At 35.8% G+C, this 17,090-nt stretch carries 16 protein-coding genes and 1 tRNA gene; 7 read left to right on the forward strand and 10 right to left on the reverse strand.

Translation table 11 applies throughout. From position 1 onward, the window contains the following. Nucleotides 1-4 precede the first annotated feature (4 nt). Nucleotides 5-139 (forward strand): hypothetical protein, encoded by a 135-nt coding sequence (locus tag QOL71_RS09375; RefSeq protein WP_283416673.1) that lies wholly within the window; start codon nt 5-7, stop codon nt 137-139. 4 nt (nt 140-143) lie between these two features. Here the strand turns inward: QOL71_RS09375 and cdd are convergent, their stop codons facing one another. Next, nucleotides 144-623 (reverse strand): cytidine deaminase, encoded by a 480-nt coding sequence (gene cdd, locus QOL71_RS09380; RefSeq protein ID WP_283416674.1) that lies wholly within the window; start codon nt 621-623, stop codon nt 144-146. A 78-nt stretch (nt 624-701) separates the two neighbouring features. Here cdd and QOL71_RS09385 point away from each other — a divergent pair, with 78 nt between their 5' ends. After that, on the forward strand, nt 702-1,229 hold the full coding sequence (locus QOL71_RS09385) for a hypothetical protein (protein ID WP_283416675.1): 528 nt from the start codon (nt 702-704) through the stop codon (nt 1,227-1,229). Here QOL71_RS09385 and arfB read toward each other — a convergent pair. Both arfB and QOL71_RS09395 read right to left on the reverse strand, forming a co-directional pair. Then, nucleotides 1,219-1,611: an alternative ribosome rescue aminoacyl-tRNA hydrolase ArfB gene (gene arfB, locus QOL71_RS09390; protein ID WP_283416676.1), complete on the reverse strand. Its 393-nt coding sequence runs from the start codon at nt 1,609-1,611 to the stop codon at nt 1,219-1,221. The genes QOL71_RS09385 and arfB overlap by 11 nt on opposite strands. Before the next feature lie 199 nt (nt 1,612-1,810). Continuing rightward, complete coding sequence (locus tag QOL71_RS09395) at nt 1,811-2,899, reverse strand: AMP-binding protein (protein ID WP_283416677.1); 1,089 nt, start codon at nt 2,897-2,899, stop codon at nt 1,811-1,813. A 100-nt stretch (nt 2,900-2,999) separates the two neighbouring features. Here QOL71_RS09395 and QOL71_RS09400 point away from each other — a divergent pair. Beyond that, a tRNA-Gln gene (locus QOL71_RS09400) sits at nt 3,000-3,070 on the forward strand. Between the two features lie 117 nt (nt 3,071-3,187). Here QOL71_RS09400 and argS read toward each other — a convergent pair. From argS to QOL71_RS09425, 5 genes are all read right to left on the reverse strand, one after another. Next, nucleotides 3,188-4,951 (reverse strand): arginine--tRNA ligase, encoded by a 1,764-nt coding sequence (gene argS, locus QOL71_RS09405; RefSeq protein WP_283416678.1) that lies wholly within the window; start codon nt 4,949-4,951, stop codon nt 3,188-3,190. 161 nt (nt 4,952-5,112) lie between these two features. Then, on the reverse strand, nt 5,113-6,477 hold the full coding sequence (locus QOL71_RS09410) for an MATE family efflux transporter (protein WP_283416679.1): 1,365 nt from the start codon (nt 6,475-6,477) through the stop codon (nt 5,113-5,115). A gap of 117 nt (nt 6,478-6,594) precedes the next feature. Beyond that, complete coding sequence (locus QOL71_RS09415; RefSeq protein ID WP_283416680.1) at nt 6,595-7,779, reverse strand: sigma-54-dependent transcriptional regulator; 1,185 nt, start codon at nt 7,777-7,779, stop codon at nt 6,595-6,597. A gap of 262 nt (nt 7,780-8,041) precedes the next feature. Beyond that, on the reverse strand, nt 8,042-9,205 hold the full coding sequence (locus tag QOL71_RS09420; protein WP_283416681.1) for a M28 family peptidase: 1,164 nt from the start codon (nt 9,203-9,205) through the stop codon (nt 8,042-8,044). A gap of 93 nt (nt 9,206-9,298) precedes the next feature. After that, nucleotides 9,299-9,637: a hypothetical protein gene (locus QOL71_RS09425; RefSeq protein WP_283416682.1), complete on the reverse strand. Its 339-nt coding sequence runs from the start codon at nt 9,635-9,637 to the stop codon at nt 9,299-9,301. A gap of 144 nt (nt 9,638-9,781) precedes the next feature. Here QOL71_RS09425 and QOL71_RS09430 point away from each other — a divergent pair, with 144 nt between their 5' ends. Continuing rightward, the gene (locus QOL71_RS09430) at nt 9,782-10,342 is read left to right on the forward strand and encodes a DNA-3-methyladenine glycosylase I (RefSeq protein ID WP_283416683.1); all 561 of its coding nucleotides are present in this window, start codon (nt 9,782-9,784) and stop codon (nt 10,340-10,342) included. Between the two features lie 55 nt (nt 10,343-10,397). Here the strand turns inward: QOL71_RS09430 and QOL71_RS09435 are convergent, their stop codons facing one another. Together QOL71_RS09435 and QOL71_RS09440 are read right to left on the reverse strand one after the other, a co-directional pair. Further along, nucleotides 10,398-11,252: a nucleoside phosphorylase gene (locus QOL71_RS09435; RefSeq protein ID WP_120214643.1), complete on the reverse strand. Its 855-nt coding sequence runs from the start codon at nt 11,250-11,252 to the stop codon at nt 10,398-10,400. A 118-nt stretch (nt 11,253-11,370) separates the two neighbouring features. After that, a complete protein-coding gene (locus tag QOL71_RS09440) occupies nt 11,371-11,694 on the reverse strand; it encodes a translation initiation factor (protein WP_283416684.1) in 324 nt (107 codons plus the stop codon). Between the two features lie 122 nt (nt 11,695-11,816). On the opposite strand from QOL71_RS09440, the gene QOL71_RS09445 reads away from it, so the two are divergent. From QOL71_RS09445 to QOL71_RS09455, 3 genes are all read left to right on the forward strand, one after another. After that, nucleotides 11,817-13,853 (forward strand): hypothetical protein, encoded by a 2,037-nt coding sequence (locus QOL71_RS09445; protein ID WP_283416685.1) that lies wholly within the window; start codon nt 11,817-11,819, stop codon nt 13,851-13,853. 74 nt (nt 13,854-13,927) lie between these two features. Beyond that, nucleotides 13,928-15,454, forward strand: coding sequence for a 2,3-bisphosphoglycerate-independent phosphoglycerate mutase (gene gpmI, locus QOL71_RS09450; protein WP_283416686.1), 1,527 nt, complete (start codon nt 13,928-13,930; stop codon nt 15,452-15,454). Nucleotides 15,455-15,543: 89 nt separating this feature from the next. Then, a complete protein-coding gene (locus QOL71_RS09455; protein ID WP_283416687.1) occupies nt 15,544-17,013 on the forward strand; it encodes a helix-turn-helix domain-containing protein in 1,470 nt (489 codons plus the stop codon). The last annotated feature ends 77 nt before the right edge of the window (nt 17,014-17,090 follow it).

Raw genomic sequence — 17,090 nt, forward strand, 5'->3', positions numbered from 1 at the left:
AACGTTGAAAAGAAAGACTAACCTTCAACATAGCCCTGATGGGAACGGCATCCTTTTTTGTCTGTTTTTAACGGACAAAAAAGATACAGTGGACAGCAGGCTGGAACCTTCTGCCGAAGAACTAACGGTTTGCTCCTGAAAAATTATAAAAAACTTGCATCAAAAGAAAACGGCAACAGATCCCGAATGGATTTTGTTTTCAGTATTTCCCCGTCAAGCGATGCAAAGTAGATTTCGATTTCCTCTTTTTGTTTGGACTCATATTCCAGAATTGATTGCCTGCAAGCACCACAAGGCGGAATTGGAGTAGAAGTTAACGCGTCTTTTGGTGCACCAATTACAAAAAGTTTTTTGATTTTCACGTCAGGATAATTGGCCGAAGTCCAAAAAATTGTGGTTCTTTCCGCACAAAGTCCGGATGGATACGCGGCATTTTCCTGATTGCTCCCTGTGATGATTTCGCCATTTTCCAGTAGAACCGCACAGCCGACCAGGAAATTGGAATAAGGTGCATAAGCCTGCTCGCGGATGGTTTTAGCTTTGTCAAAAAGTATTTTTTCTATATCATTGAGTTTTTCGTAACTCGGGATCACTTCAAAGTTGATTTTTATCTCTTTTTCCATTTTTTAAAATGAGGGAGGTAAAAATACATTTTTTGTGGAAATAAATTAACATTAATTGAAAAAAAACATCTAACCGATATGTTACGAATATTTTTAGCAGCTATTTTTATGTTTATCATTGGACTGACGAAAGCCCAGGACAAGATTTTTTGGAGTGAAAACCGAAAGCTGGTCTGGGAAGATTTTCAGTCAAAAAACCAGCCGAACACTTCCAAAGCTGCTGCTACAACCTTTTGTGGAATCTCTTATTTGTTGAATAGCCCAACCAAAAAATTCAGTTCCAAAGAAGTTAAGATCGAATCTTTTTTTGTGCCTTCAAAATCGTGGGCGCACAGTGACCACAAAACGGATTTGGTTTTGATGCACGAACAAAGTCACTTCGACATTGCCGAACTGTTTGCGAGAAGATTCAGGAAATTAATCAGCGACAAAATACTCGACGCAAAGACACTTCAAAAGCATTATACTAATGTTTATGAGGCTTATAAAGATTTTCAGCAGGATTATGAAACGGTTACCAATCACGGGAGAATTCGTGAGAAGCAATTGGAGTACAGTGAGAAAATCAATCAGGAAATAGAAAAATTGTCAGACTTTAAAATCTGAATTTTCGATTTTCTTTTTTCTCGGACAACTTCTTTTTGTTGTCGATACGTTTCTGGACTTGACCTTTTGAAGGCTTTGTAGCAACACGTTTTTTTGGAACAAAGAGTGATTTTTCTACAAGTTCCAACATTTTCTCTGTCACAATTTTTTTGTTCTGTAACTGAGTTCGGCTTTCCGACGAGGTCATTTGCAGCAAACCTTCGGAATTGATTCTGTTTTTCAGCTTTTCCGAGATCCGCATTTTCTCATCAAAAGAAAAAAACTGACTTTCCATTACATTCCAAATCCCTGTCACAGCTGTTTCTACTTTATTCACGTTTTGTCCGCCAGCTCCGGAAGAGCGGGAAGTTTTATAACTGATCTCGGTAGAAAAATCTTTCATTTAGTTTTTCAAAATTCCCTTCCTTTGGAGGGGTGGCAAATTTTTCTTGAAAAATTTGACGAGGTGGTTTATTAATATATTTTGGGCAATTGCCACAGATTTCCCACTGCAAATCCAATGCTAATCTGTGTCACTGCGCTATCCACTATTATCTTTTGCTTGCCTTGCAAGGCAAGCAAAAGGATAACCGTTACTATCGCTATTGCAAACCGTGTGTCATTTCTTTCACCAGTTGTCGGAGTTCGGAACGGTTCACCTTTCCGTTCGGCGTTCTTGGGATTTGTTCAACAAAAATAATCTCTTTTGGCTTATGAAATGACTTTTCGAATTTAAGATTTGAGATTTGAGACTTAAAATTTTGTAACTCGGGATTTAAATCATCATTTGTTAAGCCTTGCATCTTGTATCTTTTATCTTCAACTACCAAAACTAATTTCTGTCCTAATTTTTCATCCTCAATTCCAAGAAAAACAGCTTCATTTGGAATCTCTTTTTTGATTAATCTTTCCAATTCCTCCGGAAAAATCTTTGCTCCCCCGGAATTAATTACGTTATCCAATCGTCCCAAAAATCTGAATTGTTTTTCAGTTTTCAGCTCAACCAAATCATTGGTCTGCAAAACTTCCGCATTCAGTTTGGGCGCAAATATTTTTAAGCAACCTCTTTCGTCTAAAGAAATATCAACACCGTCAAAAACCGTAAACCAATCTTCCTGACTGGGAAAAATTTTTTTCAAAGCTATATGAGAAAGCGTCTCACTCATGCCATAGGTCTCGAAGATTTGTGTTTGGGAATTGGAGCGTTGAAGAGTTTGATAGATTTTAGTTTTTAAAGTTTCTGAAACCGCGGCGCCACCGATAATCAGATTTTTGATCCAGTGAATTTTGTCCAAAGAATTTTCAACCTGCAAAGGTGTCATTGCACAAAAATCAATTTCTTCTTTAAGGTTTTCTAAAGGTTTGAGAGAAGGTTGAGCAATTTTTAGTTTTAATTGTTGTGAAATGCTTCTTACAACCATCATTTTGCCTGAGATATATTCAATCGGAAGACAGAGTAGTGCCAGATCTCCTTCCTTTAAACCTAGAAAATCACAAGTCATCTCAGCAGAATTCAACATTTTTGATTTTTCGATATCAAACACTTTAGGCTTACCTGTAGAACCGGAACTCTGAACTTTTATCGTTTTGGACTCCGAAAACCATTCTTTTATAAAGTCTAAAACTTTGGTTTCAAATTCATTAGATGAGTCCGGGTTAATGCGTGATGCTTTGGAAAGGTCGATTAACATTAGGTTGAGCGAAAATTTATTTTATAAAATTATTGATTTTTTTTCAGAAAAAGTTTGGAAGTTAAAAAAAAAGCTATAAATTTGCACCACTTAAAAGAACAGACCCATGGTGTAGCGGTAACACTACTGATTTTGGTTCAGTCATCTGGGGTTCGAATCCCTGTGGGTCTACTTCGAAATCGAGCAATCAATTAATTTAATTGGTTGCTTTTTTATTTTGATTAATTAAAAAAAAACAAAAAAAACTCCACCGAAAAAGCAGAGTTTTTATTTATTTCTAAGCACAATTTACATTCTGTTTACGACATTAATTCCTAACATGGATAATGATTTCTTAATCGTTTTCCCGGTCAATTCAGACAACTGAAGACGGAACTGTTTCGCTTGTTCATCATCCTGATTCAGGATAGGATTATTTTGATAGAAAGAGTTGTAAGTTTTTACCAATTCATAAACGTAATTAGCGACTAAAGCTGGACTTAGAGAATCTGCGGCTTTGCTCACAACATCTTTGGATTCGGACAAAAGCATAATCAAATCCTTCTCGTTTTCATTCGGAAGATATGTCCCAAAATCTTCTTTTGCAGAATAATCTGCCTTAGCCAAAAGTGACTGGATTCTTGCATAAGTGTATTGAATGAAAGGTCCTGTATTTCCATTGAAGTCAATACTTTCTGCAGGATTGAAGAGCATTTTTTTCTTCGGATCCACTTTCAGGATGAAATATTTCAAAGCACCCAATCCAACAGTTTCATAAGACTTCTCTTTTTCTTCATCACTCAAACTTTCCAACTTGCCTAGTTCCTGAGATTTTTCCTTCGCAGTCTGGTACATTTCCTGAATCAAATCATCAGCGTCAACCACTGTTCCTTCACGGGATTTCATTTTCCCTTCCGGTAATTCTACCATTCCGTAAGATAAGTGGAAAAGCTGGTCAGCCCATTCGTAACCCAATTTTTTCAGAATTTTGAAAAGAACCTGGAAGTGATAATCCTGCTCATTTCCAACCGTATAAATCAGTTTTTGAATATCATTATCTTTGAAACGCTCCACAGCTGTTCCCAAATCCTGAGTCATATAAACCGAAGTTCCGTCAGAACGCAGCAACAGTTTTTGGTCAAGTCCTTCGTCTGTCAGGTCGCACCAAACAGAACCGTCCTCTTTTTTGTAAAGAATCCCATCTTCCAAACCTTTCTGAATCAAATCTTTTCCAAGAATATAAGTATTGCTCTCATACTGAACTTGGTCAAAATTAACGCCCAATCTGGAGTAAGTTTGATTAAATCCTGCATAAACCCATTCGTTCATCATTTCCCAAAGTTTGCGAACTTCTGAGTCGTTTTGTTCCCATTTCAAAAGCATTTCCTGAGCTTCGATGATAGATGGCGCTTGTTTTTTCGCTGTTTCTTCGTCGATGCCGTCAGCAACCATTGCCTTGATTTCGGATTTATACAATTTATCGAATTCTACATAATAGTTTCCGACCAATTTATCGCCTTTCAAACCTGTAGATTCCGGAGTTTCTCCGTTTCCAAATTTTTCCCAAGCCAACATCGATTTGCAGATGTGGATTCCTCGGTCGTTGATGATTTGAGTTTTAATCACTTTATAACCGTCCGCTTTCAGGATTTCGGCGACAGAAAAACCGAGAAGATTATTTCTGATGTGTCCCAAATGGAGCGGTTTGTTGGTGTTTGGCGAAGAATATTCCACCATTACCGTTTGATTTTTCGGCGTTATGTTATCAAAATCATTACTGATTTCAGATAATTGTTCAGCGAATAATTGGTCTTTGATTTTCAAATTAAGAAAACCCTTTACCACGTTGAAGTTTTCAACAAAATCAATTTGATTTTTTACTTCTTCGCCCAATTCGTTTCCGATAACATCCGGACTTTTTTTCGCCTGTTTCACCAGAGGAAAAATAACGATTGTGAAATCTCCCTCAAACTCGGTTTTATTTTTCTGGACTTCTAGCGTTACGCCTTCTATTCCGTAGAGTTTAGCAATGATTTCGGTTATTTTTGACTGTATATTTTGTTTAATATTCATTTCGAAATTTTGTGTTGCAAATTTAAAAATTTAAAATAGGTTTATGTAATAAAATTATTACATAAAGTTTGTCATTCCGTAGGAATCTAGACTGCTGAGATTCCTACGGAATGACAAAAATGCTTAATAGTCAGCTAAATTAATTGTTAATTCTTTCATTATTAATTAGCTGTAGCCAAAGCTTTCCTCTTGCTCAGTCTCAAAAATCTAATTACCAGTAAAACTGCTGAAATTGTAAGACCAACACCAAGGGCGATCCACATCCCGAAAGCGCCCATTTTTAAAGTAACACAAAGAAAATAACCAACCGGAATTGTGAAAACCCAATAAGCCAAGAATGTAATGACACTCGGGATTTTCACATCCTGGATTCCTCTCAGACATCCTAAAGCTGTTACCTGGATTCCGTCTGATAATTGAAAAAGAGCTGCAATAATCATTAATTTAGAAGCTAAATTGATGACCAGAACATCGCTTTCTTTTGTGAAAAAATGAGGCAAGACATTTCTGAAAAGAATAAACATTAATCCACAAAATCCCATATAGATCAAGGTTAATTTGAAATTATTAATCCCGATTTTTCTCAATCCGTCAAAGTCTTTAATACCCATTTTATTACCAATCATAACCGTAGAAGCCACACTGAACCCAATACAAAGATTGAATGTGAACGAAGCCATAGACAACGCAATCTGATGCGAAGCAATATCCGTAGAGCTTATCATTCCACAAATGAAAGCAGCAGCAGCAAAAGCAGTCACTTCAAAAAACATTTGTAAAGCAGTTGGCAAACCAAGCTTGAACATTTTGTTGAACATCTCCTTTGTGAAAAGACTGATTTTCAGAGAGAATTCTTTAATGTAACGTCTTGTTTTTGGCTCTTTTACCAAAACGAAATACAAGAAAACCACCATAAATATTCTGGCAATCAAGGTTGCTAATGCAGAACCCTGAACGCCCATTGCCGGTAATCCGAAAAGCCCTTTTATGAAGACATAGTTCAGGACGATATTAATTATGTTTGCAATAATGGTGGCTTTGGTAACTCCAATTGTAAACGACAAACCTTCCGAAACTTCTCTCAAAGTCTGGAACATCATAAATGGGATCATCGTAAATGCCATTATGCTAAGGAAACTAATTGTGTTAGGGATAATTTCTTTAGGCTGATCCATATGATAAATCAATGGAAGTCCACATAACAAAATAATCATCAGTAATGTTCCGATTCCCAAATTAATTACAAATCCGTGTCTGAAAACGGAATTGATCACATCGTGTTTTTTCTGAGAATTAGCTTCCGAAACCAAAGGCGGAATGGCGAAAGAAAAACCTAATGCCAATACGAAAATGGAAAAGAATAATGCATTTCCTAAAGACACAGAAGCCAAAGCCTGAGCGCCCAAAAGTTTACCAACAATAATGTTATCGAACAGGTTTACAGAAACTTGCCCAACTTGTGTCAGCATTACAGGAAGTGCTAACTTCAGTCCTTCCTGTGTGTATTGTTTGTTTAAAAAGTTCATTTTATTTCATATAATTTTATTAAAAGAAAGTCATAATCGCAAACCTTTCATTTTTATTCAAAAAAAACCGTCTCGTTGAAAAGAACGAGACGGTTAAATATTTTTATTTATTTAATCTCATTTCTTTACAAAATTAGCTACGTCGTCAGCAGTTACAGGATCTGCACCTAAGATGATTAATCTTTCCACCACATTTCTAAGTTCTCTGATGTTTCCTGTCCAGTCAAATTGCTGCAAAGCCTTGATAGATTTTTCATCAAATTTCTTTGCCGAAGTTCCGTTTTCGTTCGCAATCAATTGCGTGAAATATTCTACTAACAAAGGAATGTCTTCTTTCCTGTCGTTCAAAGACGGAACGTTGATTTCAATTACAGAAAGCCTGTGATACAAATCTTCCCTGAATTTTCCCTGCTCAATTTCCTTAGCCAGATTTTTGTTGGTTGCTGCAATGACCCGTACATCCACTTTGATTTCCTTATCACTTCCAACAGGGGAAACTTTGTTTTCCTGTAAAGCTCTTAATACCTTAGCCTGAGCCACTAAACTCATATCTCCAATCTCATCAAGGAATATAGTTCCGCCGTTTGCTTGCTCAAATTTTCCGGATTTATCCTTGATGGCACCCGTGAAGGAACCTTTTACGTGTCCAAATAGTTCGCTTTCAATCAGTTCGGACGGAATCGCAGCGCAATTCACCTCAACCATTGGTCCTCTGGAACGCTCGCTTTGCGAATGAATCGCGTGCGCTACCAATTCTTTACCGGCACCATTTGGTCCGGTGATCATCACTCTTGCGTCAGAAGGCGCCACTTTATCGATGATTTCCTGGATTCTTTTAAGCGCAGTGGATTCCCCAATCATCTGATATTTTTTGTTGACTTTTTTCTTGAGCTGAGAATTTTCCTGCTTCAGGTTAGAATTTGCTTTTTGCAGATTGCCTTTGTCTAATGCGTTTTTTACACTTGTTATCAGCCTGTTGATGTCAATAGGTTTGGAGATGAAATCGTAAGCTCCTTCTTTCAGACAGCTAACGGCAGTATCAATATCTGCGTGACCGGAAATCATCACAAATGTTGTCTCCGGTTTTAGCTGGAGGCTTTGTTTCAGAAGTTCGGTTCCGGAAATTTTTGGCATTTTGATATCAGAAATCACTAGAGAAAAATCATCTTTTTCTATGAATTTGAATCCTTCCAAACCGTCTTCGGCAATTTCGAATTGGTAGTCAGGAAGCTCGTCTGATAAAATACTGTGTAGAACTCCGGATATTGCTTTTTCGTCTTCTACTATTAAGATTTTCTGCATAGGCGCAAATATAGTGATTTTAGATTTCGTAAAACGAATTAATTACGGTTGATTATTTTTCAAATTTCGAAAACTTCATAGCAAATTCTCTGCCGAATTTTTTCGCTAATGGTTCAAGCCTCCGCAATAGCGATAAAAACGGTTATCCTTTTGTTTTGTTTTGCAAAACAAGACAAAAGATAATAGTGGATAGCGCGACCCGAGCTGTGGCAAATGCCTGGGCGAGGGGATTGCCCCTATATTTATAATTGCTGAATGATAATTAATCTACAATCAATTTCTTGGTAATCTGCTGATCTTCTACTTTAAATGTTCCTAAATAAATCCCTTTCGGAATTGTAGAAATGTCAATTCTGGTCTGATTGTCTGTTTTGCTGAGGATTTTGCCTTCAAAATCTGTAATGGTAAAGCTGAAACGTTGGGTTTTGCTGTTTAGAAATTCCAATTGCAGATAATCTTTTGCCGGATTCGGGTAGAATCTGAAGCTCATTGCGATTTCTCTGGGCGTGCATACATCCAAAGTCTGACCTGCAACCGCAAAATGCTGAACTGCTCCTGTTGTAGCTTTTGCTATGTTGTAGATATAAACAGGATCCAGATTGATGTATTTGTCATTAACAGTATGGGCGTAAGGCGTTTCATTATACTCAAATAAGCCGGTGATGATTTCTCCGTTGGCCTGGAACGGCATATAATCTGAAGCATAAGCGTAACTTAGATTGGTTTTCAGCGGCGAATACAAAGTCACGCAATTCATCAATTGTTGTGTATAAGTATTGGAAGCCGAATTGTTGGAACTAGGACTGTTAGATTCGTCTCTCTCGCAGGTGATGGTATCATTGGTTTTTCCTTTCACTCCACCAACTTCATCGATGTTAAGAACCAACCGGATGCTCATTTTCGGACTGGTTGCATTCACAACACTTGAAACATAGTGAGCGGAACCTAGTAAACCTTGCTCTTCACCGGAAAAATTGATGAATTTGATAGAATAATCCGTTGAAACATTTTTTAGAAGTCTGGCAACTTCCAGGATTACAGAAACACCACTTCCGTTGTCATTGGTTCCGGTTCCGGTAATTGTATCATAATGGCCGCAGACAATAACGTAAGTGTTGGGATATTTGGTTCCTTGTTTTGTAACGATGATATTGGATGTTGATTGTCCGTTGTAAGTGAAAGTGTCTTTTGTGATTTCAGCATCGGTGTAACCAAAAGAAATATATTTGTTTCTGAGCCAGGTATAAGCATTATTATTGGCGGTAGACCCCGTGGTTTTTACACCCAAGCCTTCAAATTCCTGCAGATAAGTATTGATATTGGTTTGGGAAACCTGATTACTGACATCGGCGTAAGCCTGATTGAATGTTTGAGAATTTGCTAAAAATCCAAGTAAAAACAAACCAAATAAAAGACGTTTTTTCATTACGTAATAATAATTGACAAATATAAAATAAAAAGGAGAAGACTTATAAAAATCTTCTCCTTTCGTTGTGAAAAACTATTACTAACTTAAAAACTAATTGGTTGCTTTTCTTACTTCAGCTTTTACATCTTCTGCAGCATCTTTGGTTTTTTCCCATGCATCAGAAGCTGTGTCTTTGGTGGTTTCCCACGCTTTATCAGCAAAATCCTTGGTATCTTCCCAAGCATCGGAAAGATTTGATTTTAGATTATCGAAGAAACCTTCTCTCGTCGGCTCTTCGTTCTTTCTTTTTTGTTCATCAATATAATTCCTCGCTCTGTCTGCATATTCATTCACTTTGTTTTTAGCTGTGTCGGCTGCATTTTCTAAAGAATTTTCAGTTTTGTTAACAGCTCTTTCTGCATCATTGTATTTTTCGTCGTGCGTACTCATAATATTTTGTTTTTGGGTTAATATTGAAAAATTTGATTTGATGTTAATCAATTATTCAATTAGAATGCCGCAAAGTCTTAATGAACGTTAATCTTTTGTTTTGAATTTATAATGTTTACTAAATTGACATCAAAATTAAAAGCAATGGAAAAAATCAGATGTGCGTGGTGCGGAACCGACGAGTTATACCAGAAATATCACGATGAAGAATGGGGGAGATTGGTGACGGATGATGCTACAATGTTTGAGTTTCTGATTCTCGAGAGTTTCCAGGCAGGTTTAAGCTGGATTACGATTCTGAGAAAAAGAGAAACATTCAGAAAAGCATTTGATGACTTCAATTATAAGAAAATTGCGAAATACGGAGAAGATAAAATCGAAGAATTAATGCAAGACTCAGGAATCGTTCGAAATCGATTGAAGATCAATGCGGCCATTTCCAATGCTCAAAAGTTTATAGAACTTCAGAAGGAATTCGGGAGTTTTTACAATTATATTTCAACATTCACAGATGGAAACCGGATTGTAAATACATGGAAGGTTCACACAGAAGCGCCTGCAACGACAGAGTTGTCTGATGCCATCAGCAAGGATTTGAAGAAAAGAGGTTTTAAGTTTCTGGGCTCAACTGTTATTTATTCCCATCTGCAGGCAACGGGAATCGTAGATGACCATATAGAAAATTGTTTTGTAAGGACTGAGTAAAACAAAAAAGCAATATTCATCTGAATATTGCTTTTCATTGATTAGTCTGATATGGTTATTTTATGATTCTGTCAAGTACCCATTCTATCATCATTTTCTCAGAAGCGTGATGGTCGCTTGCAAATTCGCCACGTCTTCTGTTAGCGATAACGCAATTCACAGTGATTGCTTTATGACCCAGTAGTTTTGATAATGCATAGATAGCCGAAGTCTCCATTTCAAAGTTGGAAACACCGAGATCATTCAATGTTTCAAGGAATTGGTCATCCAAAGCTTTCAGTCTCAACTGGCGGCCTTGTGGTGCATAGAATCCAGGGAAAGTCGCTGTGTTGCCTTTATATTTAGCATCCGCATAATAATCTGCAATATCTTCTGCATAATTGGAGAAATATAACATTGGCTTGATTCTCTCGTAAGGGAATTTTTCAAGGAAATTCTTACTGAATTCATTCTCAAAATTGTAATCCTGATAAAAATGCATCAGTCCATCCAGACCTACTACGTTTTCCGTTACCAGCATATTATTCACTTCGATATCAGGATTCACACTGCCGCAAGTTCCCATACGGAAAAGCTCCAGCGACTTATGTTCTTTTTTGAATTCTTTTTCTTTCAAATCGATGTTGACCAAAGCATCCAATTCGTTCATCACGATATCAATGTTTTCTGTCCCGATTCCCGTTGACATTACCGTGATTCTCTCGCCACGCAAAGTTCCTGTATGCGTATAGAATTCTCTTTTGTTCTTTTTAATTTCGATAGTATCGAAGAATTTAGAAACTTTCGGAACTCTGTCAGGATCGCCTACAAGAAGTACTTTGTCTGCAAGGTCTTCCGGAAGAAGGTTAAGGTGGTAAACACTTCCGTCGTCATTTAGAACCAATTCAGAAGCTGCTAGTTTGTTTATCATATTATTTATATTATAATTTTAAATTTTAGATTTTAAATTAAAGATTACAATTTCTGAGTGTTTGGTTAAGTGAAACATTTATCATTTAAAATTTATAATCTATAATTCATCATTTTGTTTATCCTCCGACACGTTTGGTCTTATATCCCATATCTTTTAGGATGTTCATTATTTTGTCACGGTTGTCGCCCTGGATGATGATGATGCCGTCTTTTTCCGAGCCACCAATTCCAAGTGTTGTTTTGATTTTTTTCGAAATCTCTTTCAATCCTTCATCATCGCCTTCCCAACCTTCTATCAAAGTTACCGGTTTTCCGTTCCGGCCTTTCTTTTCGAATTTGCAGACCAAAGGTTCTTTCTGTTTGAACACTTCTTTCGGCATTTCAAAATCCTGCTCTTCGTGGTCAGGGAAAAGGTTTTTCAACTGGTCTCTTAAGTCCATTTTAATTTTTTAAAAAAGGGCTCTAAAGTTAATCATATTTATCAATCTGCAAAAAATAAGTTGAGAAATTGTTTTGAAGTTAATTTTGTAAGTTTATAAAACTAATAAACAATAATATATTTATGATTTACACAGAAGATTTTTTCGCAATTGGAAGTTTATATCCAAGCAATGATTTGGTTCAGTTAATTGATAGCTATTCTTTAGAAAACGTAAATTTTGAGAAACTAAATAGTTCAAGTATACAAGAAGACGGGATTATATACAGGAAAAAAGGAAGTGATTTATACAAAAGAGTTTTAGATAATAACATCTTAAATGCGAAAATATTTAATCCATTTTGTGATGGTATAAATAATGATGCTTCTGTGATTTTAAAAATGATGCAAATCTCATCTCATGGATTTATTATTGATGGTCAAAAACTTACTTATTCATTATTAACTAGAATTGTAACGTGTGATTATAGCTTTGATAATTTTGCTTTCGTTAATTTTAATTTTAAGCTAAGTAATAACTATGACTATATTACTTTTGGCGGCTGGAAAATCAATGTCAATGGAAACATCACATTTGAAAATATATCTATTGATGGAGGAAGGGGAACGTATAAGATTGGTACAGAAACTTGGGTAAGAGGAGAAGGGGATCGCGAAATACCTTCTATAGAACCAAATTTTGGTGATATTTTCTTTTTTTCACAATTTCAAAATACATCTGCATCTGCTGAGATTAACAATTTTAAAGCTATAAATATTCATGCAATGTCTGCAATCACTATAGAAACTTATGGAACAGTAAGGATAGAAAATTCATATTTTGAAAATATTTCTATGAAGCCATTTCATATTTATCATTCTATTAATAAAGGAGGTAGAACGTTTGTGTCGAATGTCGGCATTAAAGATTGTGGATATTTAGCAGATTATATTATAGAAACTCTTGATAGTTCTAGTAGCTCTACTCCAATTAGTAGAGATGAATCTAAAGGGCTTCCACAATGGTCTTATGGAGCAATCGTAACTTTTGGAGAATACTATATAGAGAATATAAAAGTAGAAAATTATGGGGCGTCAGCTATCTGTTCTGATAGGAATACAGCCTTTTTCGCTAATAACATTCATGTTACAAACAATAGTGAAAAATTTGAATCCAATAATCCAAGTGGAGCAATGTTTTTTGAAGCTACTACAAATGCTTATGTGAATAATCTTTACATAAATATATCTGAAAGAAGTCCTAGAGATAATATTTTCTATACTGCCCCGGGACAATATGTAACTTTCGACAGCTCTGCACTTAATATTTTTAATACAAATTTATATTTAAATAATTTAAACATTATATGTAATAGTGATAAACCATTATTAAATAAAGGTATTAGAGGAAGTTTTAGTAACGCTAAAGATTTTGTTAAAAGGAACTATAATGTATTAATTGATAAAGTTAGTATAAAAGGAAAATTTAAGAAGAACCCTATTTATTATGGTGTGTTACTAGAACATAATGATTTTCCTATTTGTAAAGTCACATTGAATAATACAACTGTTGAAGAAGGTAATTTTGAATTTTATGTGATCGATGAAGTAATCTTAAATAAAATTAATGCTCAAGAATCAAATATTGATTTTATTCCTATAGATAATAATCCATTATCGGAGATTTTACTTGAAAACTCTTCATTTAAAAACTTCAATACAATAATCTATTATAAAAAAATAACTTTCAATAACTGTAGCTTTAAGGAAGATTTATTATTTAATAATAAAATTTTTGATGTTGGTATTAATAATTGTAATATATCCGGGGAATCAGTATTTTCTTATTCAGAAATAGATTCAAAAATTCTTATTTCAGGTGGGGAATTTGGTAGGATATTTTTAAATTCCTATCATGCTTTTTTGACTAATATTAAGTCACATCAAGGTATTAGAGTCAATAATTCCAAATTCTTTACTATTAATAATTGTCATTTGTATACAGCTGAATCAGAACCTGTGATTTTAGTTTCAAATAATAATAATTTTCTTGTGTCAGGAATAATAAATAATAATATTCTTTCTATAAAAACGGGAACACCATATGCTGGATATATATCATTAGATCCTGAAACAGTGGATAAAGTCATTATAAATAATAATTCTGAAAATTATATATGATTTAAAATATCTAAGGGTTCTAATGAATTAAATTTTCCATTTCGTAAATTTGTAATAACAAAACAAAATCAACAATGTCAAAAAAAGCAATTCTTGCAATATTAGATGGCTGGGGAATCGGGCCAAATCCTGCTGTTTCAGCCATTGCTCAGGCCAAAACGCCTTTTATGGATTATGCCTTGAAAACTTTTCCCAATACAACACTTGAAGCGAGCGGATTAGCGGTTGGATTGCCGGCCGGACAAATGGGGAACTCGGAAGTAGGGCATATGAATTTGGGTGCTGGTCGTGTAGTCTACCAAAATCTTGTAAAACTGAATATGGCTGTGGAAAACGGAAGCCTTGGAAAAGAACCTGTGATCCAACAAGCCTTTGAATATGCCAAAGCGAACAACAAAAAAGTACATTTCATCGGTCTGGTTTCTGATGGCGGTGTGCATTCCCATATCAACCACCTTAAAGGATTGCTGACGGCGGCTCACGAATTTGGATTTACGGACAAGGTTTATGTTCATGCTTTTACAGATGGCCGTGACTGTGATCCAAAGTCAGGAAAAGGTTTTATAGGAGATTTATTAAATCATATGAAGTCCACTACAGGAAAACTGGCTTCAGTTATCGGCCGTTATTATGCTATGGACAGAGACAAACGTTGGGAACGTGTAAAGCTGGCCTACGATCTTCTGGTAAATGGCGTTGGGAAAGAAACCAAGGATTTTGTTCAGGCGATTCAGGAGTCTTACAACGAAGATGTGACGGATGAATTCATCAAGCCTATTGTCGGAGTTCAGAATCATTTCCCTATTGCGAAGATCGAAGACCACGATGTTGTCATTTGTTTCAATTTCCGTACAGACAGAGGTCGCGAGATTACAGAAGTACTTTCTCAGCAGGATTTCCCGGAATATGGAATGAAGAAGCTGGATCTATATTATGTGACTTTGACAAACTACGATAAGACATTCCAGAATGTAAGAGTTGTTTTTGATGAAAATGTTCTTCAGAAAACAATGGGCGAAGTTTTGGAAGCGGCTGGTAAATCCCAAATCAGAATTGCTGAAACGGAAAAATATCCACACGTAACGTTCTTTTTCTCAGGTGGTCGCGAAGCAGAATTCGTTCAGGAAAGACGTTTGCTTTGCCCAAGCCCGAAAGATGTTCCGACCTACGATCTGAAACCTGAAATGTCTGCTTATGACATCACGAATACCATTGTCCCGGAACTGGAGAAAGAATCTGCGGATTTTATCTGTCTTAACTTTGCAAACACAGATATGGTTGGTCACACCGGCGTTTTCTCAGCGGCGGTGAAAGCAGCAGAAGTGGTGGACGAATGCATCCAGAAAGTTGCAACAACGGCTTATGAGCACGGCTATGCGGTTTTCATTTTGGCAGATCACGGTAACTCTGATGTAATGATCAATCCGGACGGAAGTCCAAACACGCAGCATTCAACAAACCTTGTTCCTTTCATTGTGATGGATAAAGACCACACCTGGAATCTGACACCGGGAAAATTAGGCGATGTCGCACCAACTATTCTGAAAGTAATGGGTGTTGATATTCCCGAAGAAATGACAGGAAATGTTTTGGCTAACTAAAGCCTGATATAAATAAAAATTGAAAGTCGGTTTTTTACCGGCTTTTTTAATTTTTGGTGTAAATTCGTTTTATTAATTCATAAATAATTATGACTGGCAGACTGCTTTTCTGTTGTATTTTGATTGTAAATCTTGTTTTTGGACAAAATATTTTGCCTGATGATACTGATTACAATACTAAGAAAAGTGAAGAGCTAGCTTCTTTAGCGATATCGTATTTTAAAAAGAATGATCTTAAAAAATCGACGGAATTACTTTTCAAAGCTAAAGAATATGCAGAAAAAACCGATGATTATGCTTTGATTGCCAGGATGAACGGTTCAATCGCTCATCAATATGTCCAATTGAATCTGAATGATAAAGCAAAATTCTATCTCGATAATGCCATAAAACAAATCAACAAGTTACCTGAAAGCGATAAGAAAAAACTGCTGAAAACCTTGTCTTATCTGGAAATCGGTAATATCGAGTTTGACGAAGAAAATTATCAAAAAGCCAGTGAATTTTATAAAAAATCGCTTAAAGAAATTGAACTGATGAAAAATCCTGACGACCAGGCGATTTATCATCACAGGCGTTCGCTCTATAATATCGGCAATTCTTACTACTATCTCAAAAATGATTCTGCAGAAATCTATCTGAATAAAGCTTTATTAATCAAGAGTAATTACAACCGGGAAATTAATTATTTCATTTATAACGCTTTGTCACAAGTTTATGCGGAAAGGAAAGATTATCAAAGAGCAATTGATACTTTGAAGATTGTACTTAAGCATAAGAATGATCTGGATACGCGTTTGCTTTCCGACATTTATTATAATCTTTCTCAGGATTACAAAGCGCTGAATGACCAGAAGCAATATTCGTTTTATAACGAACAATACATCACGCTGAGCCGGGCGATTAAGGAAAGTGAAATGAAGGCCATTTCTTCCGCTATTAATGCTGAGCAGAAAGATTATAAGGAAGCGATTTCCGATGCGGACAGTTCCAGGAAAAGTGTTGTGATCATTGCGACAATCTTCGTTTTGATTCTGGCTTTAGCAATTATCTTTTTGCTTTACCGACGAAAAAAGGAAAGGAAAGTTTTCGAAAACATCATTGAAAAATTGGAATCTGATAAAAATCTAGTCGAAGACAATCTTCCGGAGTCCACTGTGGAAATTCAAAAAGAATCAATGATTCAGATTCCTAATCCTGTCGAAAAGGATTTGCTGGAGAAACTCCAAAAGTTTGAAGAATCGCAAAAATTTACCAATTCAAAATTAACGATTGCAAGCCTTGCGCTTCAGTTGAAAACCAACACGAGCTATCTTTCCGAAGTGATTAATAAATACAAAGGCAAGAATTTCAACACTTACATTAATGAGCTGAGAATTGCCTATATCTGCCAGAAAATTTATAATCATAAAGAGTATCAGAATTACAAAATCAGTTATCTCGCCGAAGAAAGCGGTTTCACTTCGCACAGTTCTTTTGCGACCGTTTTCCGAAATATTACTGGCATTTCGCCCTCAGTTTTTATTCGCGAAGCTTCTAAAAGCCAATCTTCGCAATAGGCATATTTTAAATTTTAATGTATTGGTAACCAGTATTTTGATTTGATTTTTCTGTTTTAAAAATCAGGGATTTCAAA

Source organism: Epilithonimonas pallida (genome assembly GCF_900182975.1).
GTDB lineage: Bacteria > Bacteroidota > Bacteroidia > Flavobacteriales > Weeksellaceae > Epilithonimonas > Epilithonimonas pallida.

What these genes read in the sequence shown, in the direction of transcription:
- cdd (WP_283416674.1), bottom strand. Translation starts at nt 623, where the DNA reads ATGGAAAAAGAGATAAAAATCAACTTTGAAGTGATCCCGAGTTACGAA.
- QOL71_RS09385 (WP_283416675.1), top strand. Translation starts at nt 702, where the DNA reads ATGTTACGAATATTTTTAGCAGCTATTTTTATGTTTATCATTGGACTG.
- arfB (WP_283416676.1), bottom strand. Translation starts at nt 1,611, where the DNA reads ATGAAAGATTTTTCTACCGAGATCAGTTATAAAACTTCCCGCTCTTCC.
- QOL71_RS09395 (WP_283416677.1), bottom strand. Translation starts at nt 2,899, where the DNA reads ATGTTAATCGACCTTTCCAAAGCATCACGCATTAACCCGGACTCATCT.
- argS (WP_283416678.1), bottom strand. Translation starts at nt 4,951, where the DNA reads ATGAATATTAAACAAAATATACAGTCAAAAATAACCGAAATCATTGCT.
- QOL71_RS09410 (WP_283416679.1), bottom strand. Translation starts at nt 6,477, where the DNA reads ATGAACTTTTTAAACAAACAATACACACAGGAAGGACTGAAGTTAGCA.
- QOL71_RS09415 (WP_283416680.1), bottom strand. Translation starts at nt 7,779, where the DNA reads ATGCAGAAAATCTTAATAGTAGAAGACGAAAAAGCAATATCCGGAGTT.
- QOL71_RS09420 (WP_283416681.1), bottom strand. Translation starts at nt 9,205, where the DNA reads ATGAAAAAACGTCTTTTATTTGGTTTGTTTTTACTTGGATTTTTAGCA.
- QOL71_RS09425 (WP_283416682.1), bottom strand. Translation starts at nt 9,637, where the DNA reads ATGAGTACGCACGACGAAAAATACAATGATGCAGAAAGAGCTGTTAAC.
- QOL71_RS09430 (WP_283416683.1), top strand. Translation starts at nt 9,782, where the DNA reads ATGGAAAAAATCAGATGTGCGTGGTGCGGAACCGACGAGTTATACCAG.
- QOL71_RS09435 (WP_120214643.1), bottom strand. Translation starts at nt 11,252, where the DNA reads ATGATAAACAAACTAGCAGCTTCTGAATTGGTTCTAAATGACGACGGA.
- QOL71_RS09440 (WP_283416684.1), bottom strand. Translation starts at nt 11,694, where the DNA reads ATGGACTTAAGAGACCAGTTGAAAAACCTTTTCCCTGACCACGAAGAG.
- QOL71_RS09445 (WP_283416685.1), top strand. Translation starts at nt 11,817, where the DNA reads ATGATTTACACAGAAGATTTTTTCGCAATTGGAAGTTTATATCCAAGC.
- gpmI (WP_283416686.1), top strand. Translation starts at nt 13,928, where the DNA reads ATGTCAAAAAAAGCAATTCTTGCAATATTAGATGGCTGGGGAATCGGG.
- QOL71_RS09455 (WP_283416687.1), top strand. Translation starts at nt 15,544, where the DNA reads ATGACTGGCAGACTGCTTTTCTGTTGTATTTTGATTGTAAATCTTGTT.